The sequence below is a fragment of the Methanoculleus taiwanensis genome, from assembly GCF_004102725.1.
GTDB classification, from domain to species: Archaea; Halobacteriota; Methanomicrobia; order Methanomicrobiales; family Methanoculleaceae; genus Methanoculleus_A; species Methanoculleus_A taiwanensis.
In genome coordinates this window covers 604561-629204 of record NZ_LHQS01000001.1, presented here as the reverse complement: position 1 = coordinate 629204, position 24644 = coordinate 604561, and the positions used below count along the sequence as shown (strand labels likewise).

Below are 24644 nucleotides of genomic sequence, written 5' to 3'. Positions count from 1 at the left end.
GGAAATAAATGTTGTTCCGCAAGAAACAACACAGGTGATCTGATGAGAATACAGCATATCCTGGTAGCAGCCCTCATGGTAGCTGCCCTGACCGGTCCGGCTCTGGCCGCCGATAAATACCTCTACGGAAGCCCGACCCTCTCGGCCTCGATCGCCGGCACCAACGAGTTCACCCCCGGGCAGGAGATCGCGCTTGCGGTCGCCCTGAAGAACAGCGGGCTGAATACGTTCAAGTTCGTCGACCCGACCGCGGTCGCCCGCGACGACCTGCCGAACACGGCGAAACTCGTCACCGCCGCGCTCGGCGCCGACGCCGCCCCGGTCACCGTCAAGACCGACCCGCAGTTCCTCGGCGACATCGCCGGCGGCAAGAGCGCCACCGCCACCTTCACCGTCAAAGTCGCTGAAGGCGCCGCTCCCGGGACATACAACCTCCCGCTCACCGTGACCTACACCTACCTCAGTTCCGCCGAGCAGTACGGCAGCGACAGCATCCAGTACTTCTACGAGGAGAAGACCGAGGTGCTCCCGCTCGCGGTCACGATCACCCCCGACCTCCGGGTTGAAGTGCTCGCGGTCACGACCGACGACCTCAACGTCGGCACCGAAGGCTACGTCCACCTGACCCTGAAGAACGCCGGGTACGAGACCGCACAGGGTGCCGTCGCCCGGATCGCCCGGAGCGGCACGAGCCCGGTCGTCCCGACCGACGCCGCCGCCTACCTCGGCGACTTCGCCCCCGGCGAGACCGTCGACGTGACCTTCAAGGCCGCCGTCACCACCGACGCCGAGGCGCAGACCTACCCGCTCGACGTCCTCGTCACCTACACCGACTCGGACGGCGACGCCGCGACCTCAAAGACCGTCACCCTCGGCATCCCGGTCGGCGGCAAGACCGACTTCGCGGTCGTCTCCTCGGGCGCCGTCCTCTACCCCGGCGAGAAGAGCGTCCTTGAAGTCGTCTACAAAAACACCGGCGCCGCCACCGTCTACAACGCACAGGCACGGATCAGCGCCATCGACCCCTTCACCAGCAACGACGACACCGCCTACCTCGGCGACCTCGCACCCGGGGCGGAAGGAACCGCACGGTTCGAGATGAACGTCGACGCCGACGCCACCCTCAAGGCCTACGGCCTCGACTCCGAGATCCGCTACCGTGACGCCCTCGGCAGCAGCCGGATCTCCGATACCATGAAGGTGCAGGTCGACCTCGCCCAGAAGACCGGCTCACTCGTCACGAACCCCGTCGTTCTCGCCGTTCTCGCCGCAATTATCCTCGGTGGAGGGTATTATATACTGGTGTACCGTAAGAAACAGAGATGAACGGGTACTGGGACGGTCCGCTCCCGGAGGCACAGGTGCGGACGATAGACGATATGCGGCAGGTGCTTGCAGATCGGACCTGCACCGCCAATCACCCCCTCTATTATATGTACCGTCACCTGGCAAAGTCCGACGACGACCGGCGGTGGCTTGAAGAACAGCGTATCAGCTACGATATCACCGCCATCCCTCCCGGCACCCTCTGCGGGGAGTACGTCAAGACCAAAGGCCACCTCCACCCCGACAACCCGGCAGGACTCGGCTACCCCGAGATCTACGAAGTGCTCCAGGGGAGAGGCCACTACCTCCTCCAGACCCGTGACGCGGGCGACGTTATCATGATCGAAGCCTCCGCGGGCGATAAAGTCCTGATCCCACCCGGATACGGGCACGTGACCATCAACCCCGGATCGAAGGTGCTGGTCATGTCGAACCTGGTCTCGACCGCGTTCGCGAGCGACTACCAGCCCTACGTCGACCGGAACGGAGCGGCTTACTACGAGATGGAGGGCGGGGCGCTCGTCAAAAACCCGAAATACCCCCACGCAGCACCGGTCAGGCACCTGCCGCCCATCGAGGTACGGGAACTCTCCATCGACCGGACGACACCCCTCTACGACCTCGTCGGGCGGGCACGGTCGGTCGCATTCTTAAACCACCCGGAGCAGTTCATGGAGATCTTTGCCGAGCTGACCAACTACCCGGTACCCCGGTAACATTCTTTTTCCGGCGGCGTCGGTTTGCTCCCCTTTATTATAGGGGCGTGCGCACGCTCTCTATGAAGAACAGAGCCGTCACGGCTTCTCTCTTACTCATTCTCCTTGTCTGCACGCTCGGCGCATCGGGCTGCACGGCGACCGCTCCCATGGGCGACCGGTCACTGCCGCAGATCACGGTTCCGGCGGATGTAACGCTTCCGGTCACCCTCGACCCCGCAGCCGTCGAGTCGATCGAAGGGTTCATCGTCACCGCACAGGATATGGCGGCGACGTGGGACACGGATACCATTCTCTACGAGGACAAAACCTGCACGGCCGGGTTCGTCAACGAGGACGGAGATGCGGTCACTATCGTGACGACGCTCTACGGCGGCGAGGAGAGCGCCTGCGCCGGGTATACCGCCGCCCGGGAACGGTCGGGCTACCGGACGTTCGACCTCGCCATCCCGGACGAGGGCTACGGGTGGCAGCACCGGGAGGCGGCACAGGTCGGTTTCCGGAAGGGAACGATCGTCGTCATCGTCGACTATCTCTCGGCCGACGGCCCCGCGACGATCGGGATGGCGCAGGAGATCGCAGCGATGGCAAACCTCAAACTCTAGCATAGCCTCTAGGAGGGAACCACCCCGACAACGACGGTGTTCGAGAGATACGTCGCATTCGGGGACGGTACCCTCGCCCGGGCAGCATAGAACCCGGGCGGCACTCCGGCAAGATCGATGCCGCCGATGACGACCGGGCTCGCCGTGACCGGGATCGCCGTCAGGTTCACCCCGCCGAAGGAGGGGAGGAGGCCACCCTCCGGCCCGACGAGATCGATCCGGGCGGATACTCCCGATAGATTATGCACCAGGACGAGATCGATCGTCCGGTTCTCTGTCAGAACCATCCCGTTCACCGACTCCGACGGCGACCCGTTCGAAACAACGCGGAGGCGGAGCGGTTCGGCCACGGCCACCTGCCGGCCTGGAGCGCCGCCCTGCGGCAGGACGGCGTAGCTCCCGGTGACGCCGCCGACGGCGACCGGGGTGAGATCGAACCTGCCCGGGTCCGGCACGTCGATGATATTCTCGGGATCGCCGGAGTGCACCAGCCGGTTCATACCGGCAGGAGACGGCGGAGACCCCGCAAAGAGGGGTGTGAGATCGAGGTCCTCCTCACCGATATAGATAGTATCCCCGCTTTGAACGACCCTGCCGCCGCCGTCCGCTCCCGCCGCCGGGAGAGCGAGAGCAGCCGCAAGAAAGAGACAGAGGAGTAAACAGACGAACGAACGCATCGTACTCACCGACCGTCCGGGGGCGATCAAAGTATTTAAGCGTGCAGCCGGACTGCCGTTACATCAGGCGGATGAACCGTTTCAGCGTCTCGTTCCTGCCGAAGGCGATCACCGTATCGTCCGGGAGGATAAGATCCTCCGACTGCGGGCGGATCACCGAACGGCCGGCTCCTTCGATCCCGACGATCCGGACGCCGCTATGCACCTCCACCGCCCCAACCGTCGTCGAGGTATCCCGCATCCGGTGCTTCATCACCACCTTCTGCCCGTCCGGGAGATCGAGGAGGATGCCGGCTATCTCCGAGAGGATGATCCCGGCGATCACCTGCCCGCCGATCGCCGGCAGCAGGGTGACGTAATCCGCACCCGCCCGGTAGAGTTTATCGACCGAAGACGGCTCGTTCGCCCGTGCAAGAATCCGTAAGGAAGGGTTTAAGTTCCGCGCCATAAGCGTCGTGAAGATATTGACGTCGTCGTCGTTGACCGCCACCACGCAGAACCGGGCACCCTCGATCCGGGCAGCCCGGAGCACCCCTTCGTCCTCGACGTTCCCGACGACCTCGGTCACATCGTAGGGCTTCTGATCCACCACGATACTCGCTATGCCGGAGGATGCGAGTTCTCTGTACGCCGCTCTGCCGACATCGCCGAACCCCGCGACCACGGCGAGCGAATCGCGGCCTCCGTCGTGAGCGAACTCGCGGTCGATCATCTCGGATATGGCGGCGGCCGGCCCGAGGACGAAGAGCATGGTGGAGGTATCGATGACATCGTCAGCCTTCGGGATGGGGACAAACCGCCCGCCCTTCCAGAAAAAGAGCACCTCCACCCCATAGGTCTCGACGAGCGCCAGCTCGCGGAGGCTTTTCCCTGCAGCGGGCGAACCGCTCATGATCGGAACCTTGACCAACTGGAGCGACCGGTCGGTTCCCGTCCCGTAGATATCCGTCCCTTCCAGGCGGATCGCCTCGTAGATCGTCTCGACGACCGGCCTCAGTACGGCGTGCCGGGCGAGGATCCTCCCGGTCGAATTCTTGGGCGAGAGGACGTACTCGGCGCCGGCATAGCGGAGATAGCGGTCGAAGGCGAGGTCGTCGACGATAGCGATGATCCGGGCGGCGGTCATGTCCCGTATCCCGAGGATCACCGACGCGGTGGTGCGCTCCCGCTCGGTGACGATGACCGTCGAGGCGTTCTCAATGGAGACCTGCCGCCACGTCGACGGCTCTGCGTAGGCCCCCCAGACGACGTAGACCTCGGGGCGGTACCGGGAGTCGAGGTCCCGGGCGACCGCCTCGTCCTCGACGACGACGACGATATCGAGATCCGCTATCATCAGGCTGTCGACGAGCGACCGGACGAGTTCGGAGTAGCCGACGATGACGACGTGCCCGTCGAGCGGGTAGGGCGTCCGCCGGGGAGGCGCGGCCCGGATGATCGTGGTGAGATAGGGTGCGAGCAGCAGCGGGATGAACATGAAGATCATGACCACGCCGGTCAGCATCACGACGATGGCGAAGACGACCGTCGCTTCGTTCCGGAACGGGAGCTGCTCGCCGTACCCGGTCGTCGTGACGGTCTCGAGGACGAAGAGCAGGGCGTCGAACCAGGTGAGGGGCCGGCCTTCCCACTGCGGATAGAAAGTATGGTAGAGGACGGTGTAGATGATGATCTGTGCCGCAAACAGGACGAGGTAGAAGCGTATCCGGAGCCGCGACGGAGCGTTCGCCAGCCGCCAGAGAAGGCTACGCCCCCTCATACCCCCTCGCTTCGTCGAGGATCCGACAGCACCGGCAGGTCTCCCCCGACGGCTCGCCGCACCGCTCGCAGATCCGGGTCGGCCCTGCCCCTGCCGCGAGCGCCCCCGAGAGCTCCTCACCGAGATTCACGAGGGCGTTCTTTGTGGCCGGGTGGCGGGAGGCGTACTCGTCAAGCAAACTCCGGACATCTTCCCGGAAAGCATTCCCGGCGTACGGGCATTCGGCGAGGTCGAACCCGTCGAGGTGCAGGGCGGCGTAGAGGCTCACCTCCTCCCCGGGAATATCCATAAACGGCCGGATCCGCGGCACCGTCCCCGGAACCGGCAGCGCCGGACGGCGGAAACTCTCCGCATCTCCCCGGAAGACGTCCGCGAGCACCGACACCGCTCCGTCGTCCAGGGTGGTTCCGAAAACGAGTTTCGTGACGCCGTGCTCCCGGGCAACCCGGTTCAGCAGGTTTTCCCGGAGCACCCGGCAGGCGGAGCAGGCGGAGGCACGCCCTTTCCGGCGGGCGAACTCGTCGAGGGTGATCCCGTACGCGTCGGCGAACGAGGCGGTCACCAGAGGAGCCCCGATCGTCCGGGCGATCGCCTCCGCCCGGCCGGGGTCGCGATAACCGGCTATCCCCTCGTCGACGGTGATCGCCGTGAGAATGATATCCCGCCGTTTGTGGAGCAGGCGGTGCATGAAGAAGAGAACGGCACTGCTCGCCAGGTCCCCCGAGAGGGCGACTCCCACCGAATCCCCCGAATCGATCCAGCGGTGTTTCCGGATCGCCCGCTTGGCCTTCGCCTCGAGATCGAGGACGAAATGGTGCTCGCAGAGGTGCAGCCCCGAGTATCGTTGATACACAATCGCGTCCCTGCGGCATTTCGTGCACTGCATCTCGGTCGTCCCAATCACACTTTTATCACCCGAACACATAAATGGTGGTGACCATGCCCGTTCCTGCAGAACACGTACGATCGTTACATCCCTATGAACAGTCCATACTGCGTGCACTCGAGCGCCTGATGCGATGGCACGAGTGGGTTCCGCTCGATATCCTGAAATCAGCCACAAAACTCTCGGAGGGCGAACTCGCCTACCGCATCGGGAGGCTGATGGAGATGGGTATGGTGCGGTATGAGAAGGTGCCCTACGAGGGCTACGCCCTGGTCTTCAACGGCTACGATACCCTCGCTCTCTCGAGCCTGACCCGCAAAGGGACGGTTCAGGCGCTCGGCACCCTGATCGGAGTCGGGAAAGAGTCGGAGGTCTACGAAGCGATGGGGCTCGGCGTCCTCGTGCTCAAGTTCCACCGCGTCGGGCAGCGCTCGTTCCAGTCGGCCCGGCTCAAGCGCAGCTACATGCCCGAGTCCGGGCACTGCCCCTGGATATTCGCCTCGAACCTCTCGGCGAAGATGGAGTACGAGGCGCTCACGGCCCTCCACCCCGCCGTCTCGGTGCCGCTCCCGATCGACCGGAACCGGCACGTGGTGGCGATGTCCTTCGTTCCCGGGGTGAACCTCTCCCAGGCGGTTCTCGAAGAGCCGCGTGAGGTGCTCGACGAGATCCTGCATAACGTCAGGGAGGCGTACCGCCTCGGCATCGTCCACGCCGACCTCTCCGAGTACAACGTCATGGTCGCGGAGGAGCAGTGCTGGCTGATCGACTGGCCGCAGTGGATGGAGGCGTCGCACCCGAACGCACACGAGATTCTCATACGGGACGTCGGGAACCTCCTCCAGCACTTCAGGCGGAAGTACCAGATCGACTACTCCCTCAACGACGCGGTGGACAAGGTGATCGGTTGAGGATCTTCGGGATCGACGTCATCAAAGGATCGGTCCGCTCGCGGTCGCAGCGACCGCTTTTCGCCCTTTACCGGATGGAAGACGGTGAGATCACCGACGTTACGGAGGTGACGCTCTTTCGCCTCCGCCGCCTGCTCGACGCGGAGGAGCCCGATATCCTCGCCGTCGACAGCATCCAGGAGATCGCGACCGACCAGCACGAACTCTTCGAGTTTCTCCAGTCGCTCCCGCCGAGAACCCGTCTCGTGCAGGTGACCGGGGGCGAGCGGAAAGAGTCCCTCCCGAAAGTCGCATCCCGATACAATATCAGTTTCAATAAACTCGATCCCTACGCAGAAGCCCGCACCATCGCCCAGGTCGCAGGGCTCGGCGCCGGCGTCGAGGTGATCGCCTTTGAGAACACCACCGATATCGTCGTGAGCCGCCACCGTTCGCCCGGCAGGGGAGGGTGGAGCCAGAACCGCTATGCCCGGAAGATCCACGGCGGGGTCATGCAGAAATCCCGCGAGATCGAGCAGCAGCTCAAAGGAGCCGGGCTCCGCTACGAGAAGAAGGAGACGAAAGCCTTCGGCGGGTTCTCCCGGGTCGCCTTCACCGTCCACGCTCCCCGCGACATGGTGCCGGTGCACACCTACCGCGGCGCCGACGTGCAGGTCAGGGTGGCGGGGCGACGGCTCGACCGGATACGCTACGAACAGCGCAGCGGTCGCCCCCGCTACCTCATCGTCGGTCTCGACCCCGGCACCACGACCGGGATCGCCGCCGTCGACCTCGACGGGAATCTCATCCACCTCTCAAGCTCCCGCCAGATGACGATGTCCGATATCGTCGAGGAACTCTACAGGGCAGGAAAACCCCTGATCGTCGCCTCGGACGTCCAGCAGATGCCCTACTCGGTCGAGAAGATCCGCCGCGCCTTCAACGCCATCCCCTATACGCCGCGGCAGTCGCTCGCCGTCGAGACCAAGTACGACCTGACGGCGCCGTTCTCCTACACGAACGACCACGAACGCGACGCTCTCTCGGCGGCGCTCGACGCCTACCGGAGCAACAAGAACAAGTTCCGGAACATCGCTAAGAGGGTGCCGCCGGGCGTCGATCTCGACGAGGTGCGAGCCCGCGTCCTCCGTGGCCAGGCGCTCGACCAGGTGCTCGCCGATATGCAGGGCGTCCCGGCGCCGGCCGAAGAAGCGGCACCGGCGACGATCGTCGAGCGGAAGGTCGAGGACGAACGGGTGATCACCCTCGACGGAATGGTCAAGAGGCTCCGCGGCTACGTGGCCGATCTCCAGGAAGACCTCAAAAGCCGGGATACGGAGATCGAACGGCTCCGAGCGGGTATTCGCAGGGAGCGGTCGGCCACCGAGAAGAAACTCCGGAAAGACGCCGAACTCGCGACGAAGGACGCGATCATCGAGAGCCTGCGCCAGCAGCTCCGGAACGAAAAGAGGCACGGCAGGAGGCTCAAGAAGAGGCTCGATAGGCTCCGGACGATCGCGGAGGTGGAGCACGCAGAGGACGGGACGCCGGTCAAGGTGCTCGACGCCCTCACCCGGGACGCGGTCAGGGCTCTATCAGAGGAGATCGGTATCGGCGAGGGGGACATCCTCTACGCCCGCCGGACGGCCGGATGGGGGCGGGCGGTCGTCAAGGATCTCGCCACGGCCGGGGTGCAGGCGGTGATCGCCGGGAAGGAGACTCCCGGGGAGCCCGACCCCCAGCTCGTCGCGGCGTTCCGCGAGGCGGATCTGCCGCTCGTCCCTGACCGGAAGGTAGCGGCTGATATCCGGGGGAAGACCGGGGCGGTGAAGACGGATGCGCTCGAAGAAGCGATCCGGGACTGGGAAGAGGAGCAGAAGCAGTTCCGCCGCGAGCAGGAGGCGGAACGGGTCGAATACCTCTTCAAGGAATACCGGAGCGAACGCGAAAAGGAGGTGCGGCGCGGTGGATGACCGCGACCTGCTGACCCGGGTGCAGGCGGTCATTGGACATGCACAGACGCTCGACGACTGCGCCGTCCTTCCCCACGGCGGGGAATACCTCGTCGCGACGACGGATATGCTCCACGAGACCACCGATTTTCCGTGCGGGATGACGGGGTGGCAGATCGGCTGGATGTCGGTCGCGGTCACCCTCTCGGATATCGCCGCCATGGGTGCAAGCCCCACCGCCGTACTCCTCGCCGTCGGGCTCGACGACCCGGAACGGCTCCTTTCGATCATGGAGGGCGCGAACGACTGCTGCACGACCTACGGCGCGGAGCTCGCCGGCGGCGACCTCGACGCTCACCGGGAACTCACGATCGTCAGTACCGGTCTCGGGCACGTCGCGCCGGAGCACCTCGTCCGCCGGAAAGGGGCGCGGCCGGGCGACGTCGTCGCGATAACCGGCACGCTCGGCGAAGCGCAGGCGGCGCTCGAGGGCTACGGTCAGCACCGGCAGGCGCTCCTCGAACCGCAGCCGCGTCTTCGCGAGGGGATAGCGCTCGGCAGGGCGGGGGCGACGGCGATGATGGATATCTCCGACGGCCTCGCCCTCTCGCTCTACGATATGGTGGCGGCAAACGGGTGCGGATTCGCCATCGATACAGATCGCCTCCCGCTCCCGGCCGGGGTGCCGGAAGGGGAGGCACGCGAGCTCGCCCTCCACGGCGGCGGGGACTTCGAACTCCTCTTCACCTGCCCGAAAGAGCTGCTCCCCGTCCCGGATGTGGAGGCTACGATCATCGGCAGGGTTACTGCAGAACCGGTCGTGCTCGCCAGCGGCCGGGTGCTCGAGCGGCGGGGCTACCAGCACCGGTGGTGAATCAGGCCGCCGCCTGATGCCCGCCGAGCCGCTTCCACTCCCACCAGATGTAGGCGATCCCGATTACTGCGAAGACGAAGAGCGACGCCTCTGCAATGAGTATCCCCGACGTCTGCCCGAGGAAGACCACCGCGGCATCGACGGCGGCATGCCAGAGAATGGCCAGCATCAGGAGGGCCGGCCGGGCGAGGACGATCGACGCCAGCACCATCATCGTCCAGGCAATATGGAGCGTGATGGTCATGATACGCTCAAAGAGCCCCGGCAGGATATCGAGGGGCGTCAGGGCGAGGAGGGCGGCGACCTGCTGCTGGACGGCAGGGTCGGCCGGGAGGAACGCCATCTCCCCCGAGGTGAGGGCGATATAGGAGAGCAACGTCGTGAAGACAAGACCGCCGACGATCATGCTCTCGATACCGCCCCACCCGGCACCGAACATCAGCCCGTTCTCCCGCACGAGCGAAATTCCCCGGCGGGGAAAGAGATACCGGAAGACGAGGTAGCGGCCCGTCTCCTCGAAGAGCCCTGCAAGCAGGCCGAGGTAAACGGCGAGAACGGCAAGGACGAGCGTCGGGTCTTGCAGTATCTCGAGCAGATAGAGGGTGAGCGGCCCCTGGGTGACGAGAACAAGGGGCGTGTGGAATACCTGCACGAGGACGAAGAAGAGGGCGCCGTACCCGAATATCTTCCAGGACACCCCGAACCGGCGGGCTATCCACCATCCGAGCCCCAGGGGAACGGCGAACTCGAGGAAGACGACGAACGCAAACGTGGCAACGACAAGCGGGTCCATACGGTTGGTTACTGTCCTCCATGTATTTGAAGTATGCACGACGGGGTCATCCGGATCACCTTACAAATTGGAAACAGTTAAGCGCGGAAAGATCCATCTCTCCGGGAGAGGGATGCCCTTATGCTTGACGAAAAATCGAACGAGACGGTTAAAGAGAGACTGAAAGAGTACGGCGCCGCATACAGCCGCCGCGACCCCGATGCGGTGCTCGCGCTGACCGCTCCGGAGTTCATGGCCTTCGGGTCGGGATCGGACGAGGTCTGCACCGACCCCGAGGAGTACCGGCTCGGGCTCGAGCGGGACTTCATCCAGTGCGACGCGCTCTCGATGGAGTTTGAGGATATCCGGGTCGCGGGAACGGGAGACGTCGCCTGGACCGCCGCACGGTGCACGATCACCCCGACGTTCGAGGGGAAGAGCGAACCGCTCGAAGGGAGGATGACCGCCGTCTTCAGGCGCGAGGGCGAAACCTGGCTCTGCACACTCACCCACTTCTCGCTGCCGTGCGCGGAACAGGAAGAAGGCGAGTCGTTCCCGGCAACCGACTAAAACCGACACTATTTTTCCGGGGTTGCCGCGCCCCGGGTCGGGGAGAGAGATGTATATGCACTGAAGGGAAACCGGTATGCGTATGAACCCGGGCAGGCACGAGAACAACTTCGATGCGCTCCGGTTTGCCGCCGCAGCGGTTGTGATCGTCGCTCACGCATACTCGCTCTCGCTCGGCTACGCCCGGATCCGGCCGGACGACCCGGTTCTCATGGTTGGGTGTGCCGCGCTCGCCGCGCTCTTCGTCACCAGCGGCTACCTGATCACGGCCAGCTGGGAGACAACCTCATCACCGGGCAGGTTTATCTGGAAACGGTTTCTGCGGGTGGTTCCCGCCCTCGTACCGATGGTCTTCATCACGCTCTTCATCATCGGCCCGTTGATGACGACCCTCCCGTTGTCCGGGTACTACGCATCGCTCTTCTCGTGGCAGGGTCTCGTTTCGGCGCCGTTCTTCGAGAACGGTGCGATTATCGGCCTTTTTCAGGGCAACCCCGTGACGAATGTGAACAGCTCGCTCTGGACGATCCCGGTCGAAGTCTTCATGTACGGCATCGTCGCGATCTGCGGCGTGACCGGCCTTTTAAGCCGGCGGGGCGTCGTCCCCGGGCTGATCCTCGTAAACCTCCTCATCTGGCTGCCCTGGTACGCCGACCCGAGCCTCGGGAAAGTGCGGTTCACGCTCTACTTCCTCGTCGGTGCCTACCTCTACCTCCACCGGGAGCGGATCGTCTACGATGTCCGGATAGCAGGAGTGCTCCTCGCCGTGCTTCTCCTCGCCATCGCAACGCCGTATGTCACCGCCGCAGGAGTGCTCTGCATTCCGTACCTGACGCTGTACTTTGCCCACCTTCCGATCCCGTTCCTCAGCGGCTTCGGGCGGGCGGGCGACTTCTCCTACGGGATGTACATCTACCACTATCCCCTTCAGCAGGCGGTGATCCAGGCGACGCAGGACGCAGTCGCGGCACCGGTGCTCGCCGTCCTCTCGTTTGCGATGACCTTCCCGCTCGCATACCTCTCCTGGAACCTCGTCGAGCGGCGGGCGCTCGGGCTGAAGAACACACCGCCTTCGGCACTCGCCAGGGCGTACCGGCTCCGCGTGGAGACGCTCCTCTCGGGCGGCCTCGCGGGCGGCGACCGGATAGCGGGGAAACGGTAACCCCGAAACCCTCCTCTCCTGCATCTATTATCCCGGATAAGAGCAAAAATTCTCTACCACGCACCGCCCGGAGAATAGAATACCCCTGGTGCCCCGGAGGAGAAACCAGACCATGCCATACCACTTTGCTTCCCGGATGCAGACGACCCCGCGATCGTTCATCCGCGATATCCTGAAGACGACCGAACGGCCCGAGGTCATCTCGTTCGCCGGAGGGCTTCCGAGCCCCTCACTCTTCGCCGTCGAGGAACTCAGGGCGGCCGCCGAGTACGTCATGAAGCACGCGGGAGAGTCCGCCCTCCAATACAGCACGACCGAGGGGTACCTGCCGCTCCGCACCTTCATCGCCGACCGTTACAAGGAAAGGCTCAGCCTCTCCGTCGACCCGGACGAGATCCTGATCACGAACGGGTCGCAGCAGTGCCTCGACCTCATCGGAAAGGTGCTCCTTGATGCGGGCGACCCGGTTCTGATCGAGCGGCCGGGCTACCTCGGCGCCATTCAGGCATTCTCCCTCTACGAACCGGAGTTCCATACCGTCGCGCTCGGGAACGACGGGCCCGATACGGAGGAACTCGCAAGCGTGCTCGGGAAGCACCCGTCCCGGTTCTTCTACGGCGTCCCGAACGCCCAGAACCCATCGGGTGTCACGTACTCCGACGCGAAGCGGCGGGCGATCGCCGATATCCTCGCCGGCACGGAGACCCTCTTCGTCGAGGACGATGCCTACGGCGAACTCCGGTTCGACGGAAAGAGCCTCCCGTCGCTTCGGACGTACCTTCCGGAGAAGACGATCATCACCGGATCGTTCTCGAAGATCGTCACGCCGGGGCTGCGGATGGGGTGGATCTCTGCGCCACGGGAGATCATCGAGCAGGTGAACGTCGCAAAGCAGGCATCCGACCTCCACTCGAACGTCCTCGCCCAGCGGATCATCACCCGCTACCTGGAGGAGAACGACCTCGATGCCCATATCGAGCGCATCGTCGGGGAGTACCGGGCACGGCGCGATCTGATGCTCTCCTGCATCGGGGAGTCGTTCCCGGCAGATATCTCGGTCACGAAGCCCGAGGGCGGGATGTTCCTCTGGGTCACGCTCCCGGACGGCTGCTCGACGACAACACTCCTCGAGCTCGCGCTCTGCGAGAACGTCGCGTTCGTGCCTGGCCGGGCGTTCTACGTCGACGGCGGCGGCGATACCGCCATGCGCCTGAACTTCTCAAACGCGAGCGAAGCGATGATCGTCGAGGGGATAGACCGGCTCGGAAAGGCGATCCGCCGCCTCGTCGGGTAAAAAAGAGTTAGAGAAGATCTTCGAGGATCTCCACTGCATCGCGGACGTACTCCGGGCAGACGTCCCTGGTGAGGTTCTGCTCCCGCGCCCGCTTCCGCTCCTCCGGCACGGAGAGATCGCACCCGAGGAGGGCGGGGCAGTCGATCGCGCCGTGCCGCTCCCTGAACCGGTCGATGAACTCCGCCACGACGGCGTAGATTTTTGCCCGCCCCTCTTTATCCCCCGCTACACCGCTCCCGTAGCGAAGCCCGAGGACGATGATCCCCGCGGAGACCACACCGCATACCCCGCCGGTCTGACCCATGCCGCCCCCGAAGCCCGCCGAGACCCGGAGCGCCTGCTCCTCGGTAAGCCCGAGATCGGGAGCGAAGACCGAGGTTACCGCCTGTGCACAACTGGAACCCTCCAAAAACCGGGAGACCGCATCATCCGCTCTGCTCATAGTTCTGACAGTAGGCATACGGGAGCGTTATACCTTTGCACCCTCCAGAGCGAAGATGCCCCCTGTATCGCATGCCATACAATGCTTTTTATAGAGCGGCGGGGAATCAGCAGACTGTTTGTCCCTCCCGTCGCCGGGAGGGTTCGGCAGAGTATATGGGGGAAGAAGAATGAAGGGAAATCACATACTGATGCTTGCAGGTCTCCTGCTCGCCGTCTGCCTGATCCAGGCCGTAGCGGCAGAGGTGGAGACGGCGGCGAACACCAGCGTCACGGCGGTGGCGGTGGCGGGTGACGGCCGGTACATCGTCGCCGGAACCGCCGGGGGTGAGGTCATCGGCCTGAACGAGAGCGGGGAGAGCAGATGGACGCACCCCGGCGGCGAGAACGTGAGTGCGATCGCCGTATCCACTACCGGTGCCTACACCGCTGTCGGGACGGAAAACGGCACCGTGACGCTCCTCGACGAGAACGGGAACCCGATCTGGACGAAGAACACCGAAGCACCGGTCTCTTCGGTTGCCGTCACCGAGAGCGGTCAGTACATTGCGGCAGGGAGCACCCGGGTGCACCTCTACACCTACCTCGGGGATACGCTCTGGAACGTCTCGACGGGCGATACCATTCTGTCCGTCGCTATCTCGGAGGACGGCCAATATATCGCGGCGGGAACCAACAACGGGAGGATAACGCTGATCGGGCGGCGCGGCAATATCTTCTGGGAGAACCTTGCACTCGGCGCCGTCCCGGAGGTCGGCATCTCGGCGGACGGGACGGTAATCGCGGCGGGGAGCTACGACGACAACCTCTACGTCTACAGCCGTCAGGGGGGGCTTCCCTGGCTGAAGGTCACCGGCACACCTATCCTCGCTCTCGCGCTCTCCCGTGACGGCCGCTACGTGGCCGTCGGAAACCGGGGCGGCAATCTCCAGTTCTTCCGTGCCGGGGAGGATCTGATCTTCTCCGAGCGGATGGACGGCGACGTCGGAACAGTTGCGATCTCCCGGACCGGGAGTGCCGTTGCGGCGGGGACGGCCAACGGTACGATCGCCTTCATCGACACCCGGAGCCGTACAAACTGGACCTTCCCGGCAGGCGCACCCGTGAATGAGGTGGCGCTCAGCAGCGCAGGGGATACCCTCGCCGTCGCGGCAGGGAACAGCACGCTGATCTTTGCAACGGCGCAAGAACCGGTGCCAACGACGCCGGCAACGCCAGCGCCTGAAGAGACGACAGCGACGCCCACCCCGACCCCGACGGCGGGAGGAGAGACGGCGCTCATCGGCGCGGCGGCATGCATTGGCGTCTGGGCGGCAGGACGGATGAAGAAGCGATAAACCGAGACTCTTCTTTTTTTGGAAAAACGTCGGGTGGCGGCGAAGTTTTCCGCACCGAAGGGGCTTTGCCCCTTTCGAAACCCCGACGCGACCTGACGGTCGCGAAGTGACAATGCAGAATGGAGATACAAGAAATGGACTTGGCGGGATTTGAACCCGCGGCCTTTACTCTTGCGCACCGAAGGGGCGCCGCCCCTTTCGAAACCCCGGCGCGACCTGACGGTCGCGAAGTGACAATGCAGAATGGAGATACAGGAAAAGTGGACTTGGCGGGATTTGAACCCGCGGCCTTTACGTTGCGAACGTAACGATCTACCCCTGATCTACAAGCCCGAGAAAAGAGATCAGAGTATGATCTCGATATCTAATTTTTCTGCCAGTTCCTTATATCTGTTCCTGATGGTGACCTCGGTTACCCCTGCAACCTCGGCCACCTCGCGCTGGGTCCGGCGCTCTCCGCCGAGGATCGACGAGATATAAATCGCGGCCGCTGCAACCCCGGTTGGCCCTCTGCCGCTCGTTAATTCACGTTCTCCTGCCTGTCGGAGGATCTCGACGGCACGGCTCTGCACCTCACCCTTGAGGTTCAGACCGGAGCAGAAGCGCGGCACATAATCGATCGGCGACGTCGGGAGGAGTTTTAATCCGAGCTCGCGGGAGATGAACCGGTACGTCCTGCCGATCTCTTTTCTCGAGACCCGGGATACCTCGGCGATCTCGTCGAGCGTCCGGGGAACGCTGCACTGCCGGCATGCCGCATACAGGGCCGCCGCAGCGACGCCCTCGATACTCCGCCCGCGGATAAGGTTCTTGTCCACGGCGTCACGGTAGACGACCGCAGCGGTCTCGCGGACGTTCCGGGGAAGACCGAGTGCCGACGCCATCCGGTCGAGTTCGGAAAGCGCGAACGCGAGGTTCCGCTCGGTTGCGTTCGAGACCCGGATACGCCGCTGCCACTTGCGGAGACGGTAGAGCTGGGCACGGTTCTTGCTGGAGATAGCACGGCCGTACGAGTCGCGGTTCCGCCAGTCGATCATCGTCGAGAGACCCTTGTCGTGGATCGTGAAGGTCATCGGCGCACCGACACGGGAACGCTTCATGCGCTGGTCGTGGTCGAAGGCACGCCACTCAGGGCCGCGGTCGATGAACTCTTCATCGAGGACGAGACCGCAGTTCTGGCAGACAAGCTCCGCACGCTCATAGTCGTGGACGAGCTGGCGGCTACCGCATTCGGGACAGGTCGACTGGACGGTCTCTTCGGTGCGCTTCTTCTCCTTCTCCTTTATCTGCTGCTCCCCTCTCTTCTTCAGGGCCTCACGCTGCAACTGCAGCTGTTTCAGCTTTTCAACTTCAGTCATGGATGATTTCTCCTATTTTGCAAATATCTTCTCACCGGCGTGCACGGAACAGTCATTATAGCAGAGAACTACGGCGTAGGGATCTGATATATTCCCAAAGACGTCAACGACTTTTCCTACGGGCTTCAATCGCCTATCGACGACCTCACCATGCAGACGCGGGAGGTGTGCAGCATCACATCGCAAGATTAACATGCGACGACCACAAACACTTGTAGAACGCCCGACGAACCTCAAACTGCAAACCTCTAGGTAACTCTGTTCCTGGTACTATTGAGTAACATATATATATTGACCAGAACAATATAAAAACTTATCTGTAAGGTATAAATAATAGTTAGAACCGATGCAGGAGCCGATCGACGTCCAGGGAGAGCGCCGCAATGCACTCCGCTTCCGTCATCCCTGCTCCGAGCGCAACCGTTTTTCTCGCATCTCTCGTCATCAGATCCGAAGGCGCGTGCGCATCCGAATCCACGCTAACGGCGCATCCTGCCTCCCGTGCGATCCGGAGCACATGCCCGTTCGTCCTGTTATGCCCTGCCCGCGCGGTGATCTCGAGTGCTATCCCGCGCTCTGCTGCCTCTTTCGCATCCTCCAGCGTGATAAGCCCGGGATGCGCGAGGAGATCGACGTATTCACAGGTGCAGGCGGCACGGTTCGTCCCCGGCGCCACCGGCTCCACCGTCGTCTCGCCGTGCACCACGACGATGTCGGCACCATGCTCGCGGGCTCTCCGGGCAAGAACCGGAATCTCCACAGGGGGAACGTGCGTCAGCTCGACACCGATGAGAATAGCGACCCCGTAGCTCTCCGCGGACTCCCGCACCGGCTGGAGTTCCTTGATAAGGCGGGTCACGTTCGTGCTGTCCGCGTGATCGGTGATCGCGAGAGTGCGATAGCCGAGGACCGCAGCGCGGCGTACGAGTTCGATCGGAAGGAGCTCGCCGTCGCTGTAGATCGTGTGCGTGTGAAGGTCGTACATGCCGGGGACTCACTTCCGGTGCGGCAGAATCCGTGCCACCTTCTTGATGAGGAGTTCCTTGCTCTCGCTCCAGTCGACGGCGACTCTGCCCCCGCGCTCCGCCCAGTGAGCCGGGTGGTGCTGCTCGCCCGTCTGATAGGTGATCTTCAGCTGTTTGAGCGCGGTCTCGAGATCTGCGAGCGTGGGATTCTTGACGGCCATCGAACGGGGAACCCTTCGTCCCTCACGACACAGTAGTGCGGCATCAAAGTAGCAGGGATACAGGATACGTTCCGGGCTCATTACCTACCCTTTGGACGTTAATCTATAAACAGATCATGATCAATCTATCTGTATGCATCACATCGACGTCAACGTCGAAAAGGACGTCTACGACGTCAACAACCGCATTGCAGATGCCAACGCCCGGAATCTCCGGGAACACGGCGTGCGGGCATTCGATCTCCTCGGCGCCATAGGCTCCGGGAAGACCGCCCTGATCGAGCGCCTCGTCCCACTCCTCCGCGAGCGAGGCGTTCGTGCCGGGGCTATTGCGGGCGACGTCTACGGCGACGACGACTTTAAGAGGATCGTCGCGCTCGGCGTTCCGGCAGTCAACGCAAACACGGGGAAAGAGTGTCACCTCGACGCACACCTGGTCGAGCACGCCATCAGCCACCTGCCCCTCGACGAGATCGATGCTCTCTTCATCGAGAATGTGGGGAACATGGTCTGCCCGACGGATTTCCAGCTCGGCGCCGAGAAACGGATCGTGATCGTCAGTTCCACCGAAGGCGACGACGTGGTGAACAAACACCCGATGATGTTCCGGGGGGGCACCATCGCGGTGATCAACAAGGTCGACCTCGCTGAACTCGTGGGGGCGAACGTCGAGAGAATGGAGCAGGACATCCGCCGCTACAACCCGGAGATGCCGATCTTCCGGACGAACCTCAAAACAGGCGAAGGCACGGAGGAACTGCTCGACGCAATCCTCGCATGATCAGCACGATTAAATAGCTTTGATTCGAACATTTATAGCACTTTAACGATGTACTTCCCCATCCTCCTGGAGGGGAAGGCTTCAATACAAGTATACGGTGGTCATATGCAGTGGCAAGGTAGATCAGTACGAAAGGCAACCGGCGGTCGCTACCGCCCGGCCCAGAGCAAGAGGCGCTCGGAGATCGGAAGAGCACCCGCAGACACGCACATCGGCGAGGACCGCAGAAAACTCGTCCGCACCTACGGCGGCAACCAGAAGGTCCGGGCACTGCGTGCAACCTACGCAACCGTCGCGAACCCCGCGACCGGTGAGAACAAGAAGGCCCAGATCCAGACGGTCGAGGCAAACAGCGCGAACCCGAACTACGTTCGGCGTAACCTCCTCACCAAGGGCGCAATCATCAAGACCGAGATCGGTCGTGCCCGTATCGTCAGCAGGCCCGGCCAGGACGGCGTTATCAACGCAGTCCTGATCGAGTAATATTTTTTTCGACTCTGGAAACAAACCCGGAAAAAGCCCGGGCACCTTCCAGTCTTTCACCCTGCGGCCTGGAGCCGTACAAGTTCGGCGACACCCGACGAGACGAGCTCGAACCCCGCCCCTCGAAAATCGTCGGGCACAAGCCCGTGCGTCTCGAGACCCCCCCTGCAGAGAGCGAACCGCACGGCCCCCTCATGCCGATCCCCGGTCCGCAGGGCGTACACACCGTCGGCATACACGACAACCTTCACCTCCTCTACGGCATCGACACCGAGATCCTCGAGCAGGTTCCTGACATTGACGAGCGTCGTCGTCGCCCGGTAGCCCTCGTCGAGGTGGAGCACCACACGATACGTTTTGGTCATGCTGCGAAAACTCCCGGTATCCGTTAGATCGTCCAATCAGATCGCCGTAACCGTCCCGCGAAGCTCCGCCCGGACAGTCCCCTTCGCCAGGTAGCGCTCCAGCGCCTCGATTGCAGACATATCGAGATGCCGGCGATGCTCGCCGTACTGCCCGGGCACGCCCTGCGACGTCACGAACGCAGCGCTGTACGTCCGGCCGGGCTCAAGCGATCTGCCCCCCACGAAGAACTCCTGGATACGATTGCCGGGCGGGTTTTCAAGCTTGCAGTAGACAGTTATCCCGAGGCACCGTTTGACGTAACCCCCCATCTGATTGTAAGGGTCGCGGGAGAAGGTATGCTCGAGGTTCTCCTCCATCATCGCCAGGAGTTCGCGCCCCGTAATCTCGACGGTGGAGACGGGCGGGTTCGTGGGGATGATGTTCCAGAGGTCGTCGACGGTGACCGGCCCGGGCGGGATCGGCGCCCCATACCGCCAGCCGTTCGAGAAGGCCATCTCCGCCCCGGTGGCGTCAAGCAGTGCATGGAGGAGGAGGTTGTCCATCGTCGACTCCAGCACCAGAGTCCGGTGGAGTGCGGTCGCCGTCGTCCCCACGACCCGTTCGAGTTCCTCGCGGGAGGGGGCGAGCGTTCGGTTCACCATCTCCTCAATCTCCGGATCCGGCCGGATCTCCTGATCGACGGTGAGGAGCCGGTGAGCGTAGTGCGTGACGCGGCGGTTCTCCACCGTAAGATCCAGCCTCCCGAGGAACGAGCCGTGGCAGCCCGACTGGATGACGATGGTATCGTTCACGACTGCCGGCCGGTAGAGCCGGTTATGGGTGTGGGCGGAGAGCAGCACGTCGATCCCGTCGACCTCCCGCGCAAGCTGCATCTCCTGCGGAAACCCGAGGTGCGAGACGACCACGATGAGATCGACGCCCTCGTCCTCGCGGAGCAGGGTGATGTAGCCCGGGAGCTCCTCGTTCCCGAGGGTGAAGTGGATGCCCTTTGAAAACGATGCCGGCATCGTCTTGTCGACGATCGTCGCGGCGATGCCGATGACGCCGACCTGCATTGAGTTCGTCTCGCAGACGGTATAGGGCGGAAAGACAAGGTCGCCGGTCGCATCGTCGTAGCAGTTGACGGCGAGCATCGGATAACGAAGCCTTCCTGCGAGTTCGCGGAACCGCTCCGGGCCGTAAGCAAACTCCCAGTGAGCGGTCATGCCGTCGAAGGCAAGAGCGTTCAGAATCGGAACGAGCGCCTCCCCCCGGGTCGTGACAGCCCCGTACGTCCCGTGGATGGTATCCCCGCAGTCGAACGCCAGCACCTCCCCGCGCCGCTCCTCCCGAACCTGCGCAAGAAGCGTGCCTATCCGTGCATATCCTCCCGCCATCCGGTACTCCGCCCGGTTCCCCACCCTGAAGAGTTCCGGGTGGAGCTCCAGGTAGCCGTGGGAGTCGTTCATCTGCATGATCGTCAAGTGCTCCATGGTAACCATCCCCCGCGCGAGAGGGATACCTGCCGCAGAGGATGAAAACCTTTCGGCATTCATTCCCGGAGATCATATCCTTTTTACGTTCCCAGATCCTCAACTGTACCAATGCGCAGAGTCTACCACCGGTTCCCCCAGAACGTCGATCTCGACTTCGAAGTGCATCGCCCCTTCCGTGACCTCCTGCGGTGCCTCCAGCGGCTCCACAACACCCACACGACGGAGCGGCAGGAAGGCGGCCTCCTCAAGCGGAGAATACTCTTCCAGATATCGGACGGCAGGACGCAGTTCGTATCCCTGGACACCCTGCCGCCGCTCGAGGAGACCGTATCCGAAACCGCCGACTTCCGGGTCGACCTGCAGGAGACGCTCCTTACCCCGGAACGGCGTCTTCCCGTCTCCGCAAATATCTTTCTGCTCAGAGTCGTGGATAAGGGGCCCTATACCGAATGCTTCGTAGCAAAAGAGGGACAGCACGGCGGCATGGACGCAATGAACCTTCGGACGCTGCTCAAGGGTGCCTGCGAGTGAACCTGACAATCGCCGTCGCCGCGCCGTTCAAGCATATGCGCAAAGACCGGCTGCAGAAGAGCGAGTTCATCTTCTATATCGCCATCGACCGGAAGTGGATGAACAAAGAGCAGGCGAACCAGCTGCTGGAACGCGCACAGGCCGACGGGCTTGTCGAGGTGGACGGCGGCTTTATCAGACCGCTCTTTGACGTCGCCGGAGTGACCGTCCCGCTCGGGTTCAAACCCACTTCAGAGATATTCGAGCAGGAGAACCCGTACGAGGAACTCATCGGCCGTATTGCAGCTGCAACCGGCAGATCGCCGAACCAGATCGTGGCCGAGCTCAACCCTATCATCACCGATCACTTCGACGGCAACCTCAGCGTGGAGGCGGCGGTCGTGCTGATCGCAAAGCGATACGCCGTCCCGTTCGAGGACAAACTCGATGCCCTGATCGCGAGCGTATCGAAGAAAAACAGGAGTTGATTTATTCTGCAGCTTCCTTCGGTCCGAAGTAGTCCTGCAGCGATTTTTCGCCGTAGGTCTTCACGATGGCGTTGACCTGAACAAAGTCCTGGCTGATCTCGCCGCCGCGAACGGATTTCCGGCGGCGTTCGCCGTCGTACGTGGGATGAAACCCGGTGCTCTCCGAGAGAAGCAGTCTCCTGCGTCCCGAGCCGGGAAGGTCCCGCCGCGCAGGAATACCAGTCTTGTCCGTCCCGCCGGTGATCTCAACGGTGTAGCCCGCAAGACCGAGAGCGTTGCCGTCTATCGCTTCACCGATACGCTTCCCGACGAATGCACCCGCCACAGCGCCGGCTGCGTCGATTTTGTATGACCGACCCGATTTCGGGTCGGAGAGAACTACTTTAAAATCCACCATATTTGGCCACTCCTTCAAATGTATCTATTACGTTGGATATTGAGATATTAAATACTACTTCCCCCAGAAGGGATCTTCACGCCGCCTCATGGACGTATACTCCTCGAGGATCTCCTGCATGCTCGTGCTGAGCCGGTCGAGCATCTCCCGCTCGATCACCTTGACGTGCCGCTCCGGAATATCCACGTACATCTCGTCGTCCACGTTGATCTGCCGGCCGACGGTCGGCCCTTCGATCGAGATCGCCACCTCCTTGCCGGCATCGGCCTCGTGGATCGTCTCGCTCCGAAGCTGCATCTGCTTGAGGTGCCCGACTTTCTTGCCGTTCGTGAGCACCAGGTTTACGTCGGTCTGCAGCTTGCCGCCGAGGATCCGGACACCCACCACGGCAGGGTTGCTCTGGCGGAAGACGCAGTTCGGGAGAATGCGCACCTTCGCCGGCATGACGAGTTTCTCGAACTGCTGCCGCTCCATTTCACGTTTCTTCTCTTCCCGCCACTCTACGTAGTCGTCGAGGAGTTTGTAGATGACCCCTCCTTCGAAGATGCTGACGTTGGACGCGGAGGTCTCCATCAAGGCATCGACTGCATCGGGGAGGGTCGGGGTATTGAAAGCGATAATCGCACTGTAGAGCGGGTTTTTGATCGTGCCCGTCTCGATGACGTCGTGCCGGGTGACCGGCCCGACCTCCGCTTTCATCACCCCGATACCCTGGCTATCGAGCTCTTTCGAGAGGGCTTCGAGCGCTCCGATGGTATCGGCCTTGATGACGACACCTTCCTCGGCAAGGGTCACCTGGATATCCTGGATCTCGTTCATCACCTGCTCGACGACCGCATCGCGATTCTCCCCCCGGATAACGCGGAGGGGCGTGCCGGCGATGACGCCTTCGAGCTTCGGGGCGGCGACCTTGATACCGGAGGCGGCGGTGACGGATTTGACCCGTTCGAACTTCTCCTCGATAAGGATCTCGCTCATGGGGCGGGGCTTTAAGAGCGACCGGACCTTCGTCGTGATCGTCTGGGTATGGCCTGCAACCACGATCTCGTCGCCGACGCTGAGTGTTCCGTCATAGAGGATGACGTCGAGCGTCGTCCCGAGACCGCGCTCCTCCTTCACCTCGAGCACCGTCCCGGCACCGGGCCCTTCAACGCTCATCGCGAGGTTCTCGGTCATGTAGCGCTGGGCAAGCCCGATAAGCATCATCAGGACGTCGGGGATGCCTTCGCCGGTGATAGCGCTCGTCGGGACGATCGCGATGTTCCGTGCAAAGTCGCGCACCCGGTCGTACCGCTCGGAGTTGAATCCGAGATCCGAGAGTTTCCCGACGAGCTCATAGAGCTTCGTCTCGACGATCCCCTGCACCCGTTCGTTCTGTTTGGCGAACGTCGTGGCGAAGGGTGCGTTCTCCTGAACACGCCAGCCGTGGATGCGGTCGACCTTGTTCGCCGCGATGACGAACGGTGTTTTGTAGTTGCGCAGGATCTGGAGCGCTTCGATCGTCTGGGGCTTGAACCCCTCGTTGACATCCACCACCACAACCGCGAGATCGGCGAGGGACCCGCCGCGCGCCCGGAGTGTCGTGAAAGCGTGGTGCCCCGGAGTATCGATGAAGAGGAGGCCCGGGATGCTGACCGTCAGCTTGGAGAGAGCCCCGCCCATCTGCGTGATCGCATCGATAGGAACGACCGTCGCACCGATATGCTGCGTGATGGCACCCGCTTCGGTGTCGACCACGGAAGAGCCGCGTATTTTATCGAGCAGCGAGGTCTTTCCGTGATCGACATGCCCGAGTACGCAGACGATCGGGGTTCTGATCTTGGAAGTTTGTGTCATGATATTCACCATCCGGTAGTGATCGGAGAAGAACAGTTTCGGGCAGGGAATTTGAGCGGTTTCGCCGTTTCCCGAGTCAGCGCCGAAGTCTCCACTGGACTATCCCCTCACCGTGTCGCCCGGCACTGTATACGTTTGTACGTAATAGAACACGGGGTCTATTAATAATTCACCCGCTGACCCGGGCACCGGCGATAAGCCCGGAGGAAATGCGGAGCTTCTGCGCCGTCCATCGCTGCGGCACACCCGTCCCGCAACGCCGGGGAGGGCAGGTACGGGAGAGAGCTGAAGAGATAGATTAATCAAATCCCTGTACAAATAAAAGAGGGTATCTTGCCAGGGTGGGGTAGTTGGTTATCCTAAGGGACTGTGGATCCCTCGACCCGGGTTCGAATCTCGGCCCTGGCCTTCCTTCTTCTTTCGGATTTTCGCACAAAGCCGCTCGCTCGCTTTGATCCTGTATCCCCGGGTCCGACAGAGCAACACATACCGACGAGCATCTG

General features: G+C 62.8%; 26 protein-coding genes and 2 tRNA genes. 15 read left to right on the top strand and 13 right to left on the bottom strand.

All coding sequences use genetic code 11. The annotated features are described in order from the left end of the window. Positions 1–42 precede the first annotated feature (42 nt). From ABH15_RS03210 to ABH15_RS03200, 3 genes are all read left to right on the top strand, one after another. Positions 43–1326, top strand: coding sequence for a COG1361 S-layer family protein (locus ABH15_RS03210; protein ID WP_128692910.1), 1284 nt, complete (start codon positions 43–45; stop codon positions 1324–1326). Continuing rightward, a complete protein-coding gene (locus tag ABH15_RS03205; RefSeq protein ID WP_128692909.1) occupies positions 1323–2042 on the top strand; it encodes a glucose-6-phosphate isomerase family protein in 720 nt (239 codons plus the stop codon). The genes ABH15_RS03210 and ABH15_RS03205 overlap by 4 nt, the downstream gene beginning before the upstream one ends. A 62-nt stretch (positions 2043–2104) precedes the next feature. After that, complete coding sequence (locus ABH15_RS03200; protein ID WP_128692908.1) at positions 2105–2647, top strand: hypothetical protein; 543 nt, start codon at positions 2105–2107, stop codon at positions 2645–2647. A gap of 8 nt (positions 2648–2655) precedes the next feature. On the opposite strand, the gene ABH15_RS03195 is transcribed toward ABH15_RS03200, so the two are convergent. The 3 genes from ABH15_RS03195 to ABH15_RS03185 are packed head-to-tail and all read right to left on the bottom strand — an operon-like array spanning position 2656 to position 5987. Beyond that, positions 2656–3324: a DUF3821 domain-containing protein gene (locus ABH15_RS03195; protein ID WP_241648014.1), complete on the bottom strand. Its 669-nt coding sequence runs from the start codon at positions 3322–3324 to the stop codon at positions 2656–2658. A gap of 58 nt (positions 3325–3382) precedes the next feature. Beyond that, positions 3383–5083, bottom strand: coding sequence for a potassium channel family protein (locus ABH15_RS03190; protein ID WP_128692906.1), 1701 nt, complete (start codon positions 5081–5083; stop codon positions 3383–3385). After that, entirely contained in the window at positions 5070–5987 is a 918-nt protein-coding gene (locus ABH15_RS03185; RefSeq protein ID WP_338323516.1) for a tRNA(Ile)-lysidine synthase, read from the bottom strand. Before ABH15_RS03185 ends, ABH15_RS03190 begins: the two co-directional genes overlap by 14 nt. Positions 5988–6022: 35 nt before the next feature. Here ABH15_RS03185 and ABH15_RS03180 point away from each other — a divergent pair, with 35 nt between their 5' ends. The 3 genes from ABH15_RS03180 to thiL are packed head-to-tail and all read left to right on the top strand — an operon-like array spanning position 6023 to position 9685. Further along, positions 6023–6880 (top strand): RIO1 family regulatory kinase/ATPase domain-containing protein, encoded by an 858-nt coding sequence (locus ABH15_RS03180; RefSeq protein WP_128692905.1) that lies wholly within the window; start codon positions 6023–6025, stop codon positions 6878–6880. Further along, entirely contained in the window at positions 6877–8832 is a 1956-nt protein-coding gene (locus tag ABH15_RS13950; RefSeq protein WP_128692904.1) for a DUF460 domain-containing protein, read from the top strand. Before ABH15_RS03180 ends, ABH15_RS13950 begins: the two co-directional genes overlap by 4 nt. Next, a complete protein-coding gene (gene thiL / locus ABH15_RS03170; protein WP_241647988.1) occupies positions 8825–9685 on the top strand; it encodes a thiamine-phosphate kinase in 861 nt (286 codons plus the stop codon). Before ABH15_RS13950 ends, thiL begins: the two co-directional genes overlap by 8 nt. 1 nt (position 9686) lies before the next feature. Here thiL and ABH15_RS03165 read toward each other — a convergent pair whose 3' ends face one another. Beyond that, complete coding sequence (locus ABH15_RS03165) at positions 9687–10478, bottom strand: YhfC family intramembrane metalloprotease (protein ID WP_128692902.1); 792 nt, start codon at positions 10476–10478, stop codon at positions 9687–9689. A 120-nt stretch (positions 10479–10598) separates the two neighbouring features. Here ABH15_RS03165 and ABH15_RS03160 point away from each other — a divergent pair, with 120 nt between their 5' ends. The 3 genes from ABH15_RS03160 to ABH15_RS03150 all read left to right on the top strand — a co-directional run bounded on the left by ABH15_RS03160 (position 10599) and on the right by ABH15_RS03150 (position 13483). Next, positions 10599–11027, top strand: coding sequence for a nuclear transport factor 2 family protein (locus ABH15_RS03160; protein WP_128692901.1), 429 nt, complete (start codon positions 10599–10601; stop codon positions 11025–11027). A gap of 82 nt (positions 11028–11109) precedes the next feature. Beyond that, the gene (locus ABH15_RS03155; RefSeq protein WP_241647987.1) at positions 11110–12189 is read left to right on the top strand and encodes an acyltransferase family protein; all 1080 of its coding nucleotides are present in this window, start codon (positions 11110–11112) and stop codon (positions 12187–12189) included. A 112-nt stretch (positions 12190–12301) separates the two neighbouring features. Next, the gene (locus ABH15_RS03150; RefSeq protein ID WP_128692899.1) at positions 12302–13483 is read left to right on the top strand and encodes an aminotransferase-like domain-containing protein; all 1182 of its coding nucleotides are present in this window, start codon (positions 12302–12304) and stop codon (positions 13481–13483) included. A 7-nt stretch (positions 13484–13490) separates the two neighbouring features. Here ABH15_RS03150 and ABH15_RS03145 read toward each other — a convergent pair whose 3' ends face one another. Beyond that, positions 13491–13925: a C-GCAxxG-C-C family protein gene (locus ABH15_RS03145; RefSeq protein WP_128692898.1), complete on the bottom strand. Its 435-nt coding sequence runs from the start codon at positions 13923–13925 to the stop codon at positions 13491–13493. Positions 13926–14094: 169 nt separating this feature from the next. Between ABH15_RS03145 and ABH15_RS03140 the strand changes: the two genes are divergently transcribed. Next, on the top strand, positions 14095–15261 hold the full coding sequence (locus ABH15_RS03140) for a WD40 repeat domain-containing protein (RefSeq protein WP_128692897.1): 1167 nt from the start codon (positions 14095–14097) through the stop codon (positions 15259–15261). Between the two features lie 261 nt (positions 15262–15522). On the opposite strand, the gene ABH15_RS03135 is transcribed toward ABH15_RS03140, so the two are convergent. From ABH15_RS03135 to ABH15_RS03115, 4 genes are all read right to left on the bottom strand, one after another. Further along, positions 15523–15594: transfer RNA gene (locus tag ABH15_RS03135), tRNA-Ala, on the bottom strand. Between the two features lie 11 nt (positions 15595–15605). Then, the gene (locus ABH15_RS03130) at positions 15606–16619 is read right to left on the bottom strand and encodes a transcription initiation factor IIB (RefSeq protein WP_128692896.1); all 1014 of its coding nucleotides are present in this window, start codon (positions 16617–16619) and stop codon (positions 15606–15608) included. A 337-nt stretch (positions 16620–16956) separates the two neighbouring features. Further along, the gene (locus ABH15_RS03120; protein ID WP_128692894.1) at positions 16957–17604 is read right to left on the bottom strand and encodes a histidinol phosphate phosphatase domain-containing protein; all 648 of its coding nucleotides are present in this window, start codon (positions 17602–17604) and stop codon (positions 16957–16959) included. 9 nt (positions 17605–17613) lie between these two features. Then, entirely contained in the window at positions 17614–17886 is a 273-nt protein-coding gene (locus tag ABH15_RS03115; RefSeq protein WP_128692893.1) for a signal recognition particle subunit SRP19/SEC65 family protein, read from the bottom strand. Positions 17887–17938: 52 nt separating this feature from the next. Between ABH15_RS03115 and hypB the strand changes: the two genes are divergently transcribed. Further along, the gene (gene hypB / locus ABH15_RS03110) at positions 17939–18586 is read left to right on the top strand and encodes a hydrogenase nickel incorporation protein HypB (protein ID WP_128692892.1); all 648 of its coding nucleotides are present in this window, start codon (positions 17939–17941) and stop codon (positions 18584–18586) included. A 105-nt stretch (positions 18587–18691) separates the two neighbouring features. Then, positions 18692–19069, top strand: coding sequence for a 30S ribosomal protein S8e (locus ABH15_RS03105; RefSeq protein ID WP_128692891.1), 378 nt, complete (start codon positions 18692–18694; stop codon positions 19067–19069). A 56-nt stretch (positions 19070–19125) separates the two neighbouring features. Here ABH15_RS03105 and ABH15_RS03100 read toward each other — a convergent pair whose 3' ends face one another. Both ABH15_RS03100 and ABH15_RS03095 read right to left on the bottom strand, forming a co-directional pair. Further along, entirely contained in the window at positions 19126–19434 is a 309-nt protein-coding gene (locus ABH15_RS03100) for a DsrE family protein (RefSeq protein WP_128692890.1), read from the bottom strand. A 36-nt stretch (positions 19435–19470) separates the two neighbouring features. Next, positions 19471–20907, bottom strand: a complete 1437-nt coding sequence (locus tag ABH15_RS03095) for a bifunctional metallophosphatase/5'-nucleotidase (protein ID WP_206633410.1) — start codon at positions 20905–20907, stop codon at positions 19471–19473. Between the two features lie 111 nt (positions 20908–21018). Between ABH15_RS03095 and ABH15_RS03090 the strand changes: the two genes are divergently transcribed. Then, positions 21019–21441, top strand: a complete 423-nt coding sequence (locus tag ABH15_RS03090; RefSeq protein WP_128692889.1) for a hypothetical protein — start codon at positions 21019–21021, stop codon at positions 21439–21441. Then, the gene (locus tag ABH15_RS03085) at positions 21438–21908 is read left to right on the top strand and encodes a DUF2240 family protein (protein WP_241647986.1); all 471 of its coding nucleotides are present in this window, start codon (positions 21438–21440) and stop codon (positions 21906–21908) included. Before ABH15_RS03090 ends, ABH15_RS03085 begins: the two co-directional genes overlap by 4 nt. A 1-nt stretch (position 21909) precedes the next feature. Here ABH15_RS03085 and ABH15_RS03080 read toward each other — a convergent pair whose 3' ends face one another. Then, positions 21910–22305 (bottom strand): 30S ribosomal protein S6e, encoded by a 396-nt coding sequence (locus ABH15_RS03080; RefSeq protein ID WP_128692887.1) that lies wholly within the window; start codon positions 22303–22305, stop codon positions 21910–21912. A 54-nt stretch (positions 22306–22359) separates the two neighbouring features. Beyond that, positions 22360–24141, bottom strand: a complete 1782-nt coding sequence (gene infB, locus ABH15_RS03075) for a translation initiation factor IF-2 (protein ID WP_128692886.1) — start codon at positions 24139–24141, stop codon at positions 22360–22362. A gap of 335 nt (positions 24142–24476) precedes the next feature. On the opposite strand from infB, the gene ABH15_RS03070 reads away from it, so the two are divergent. Then, positions 24477–24549, top strand: a tRNA-His gene (locus tag ABH15_RS03070). Positions 24550–24644 lie beyond the last annotated feature (95 nt).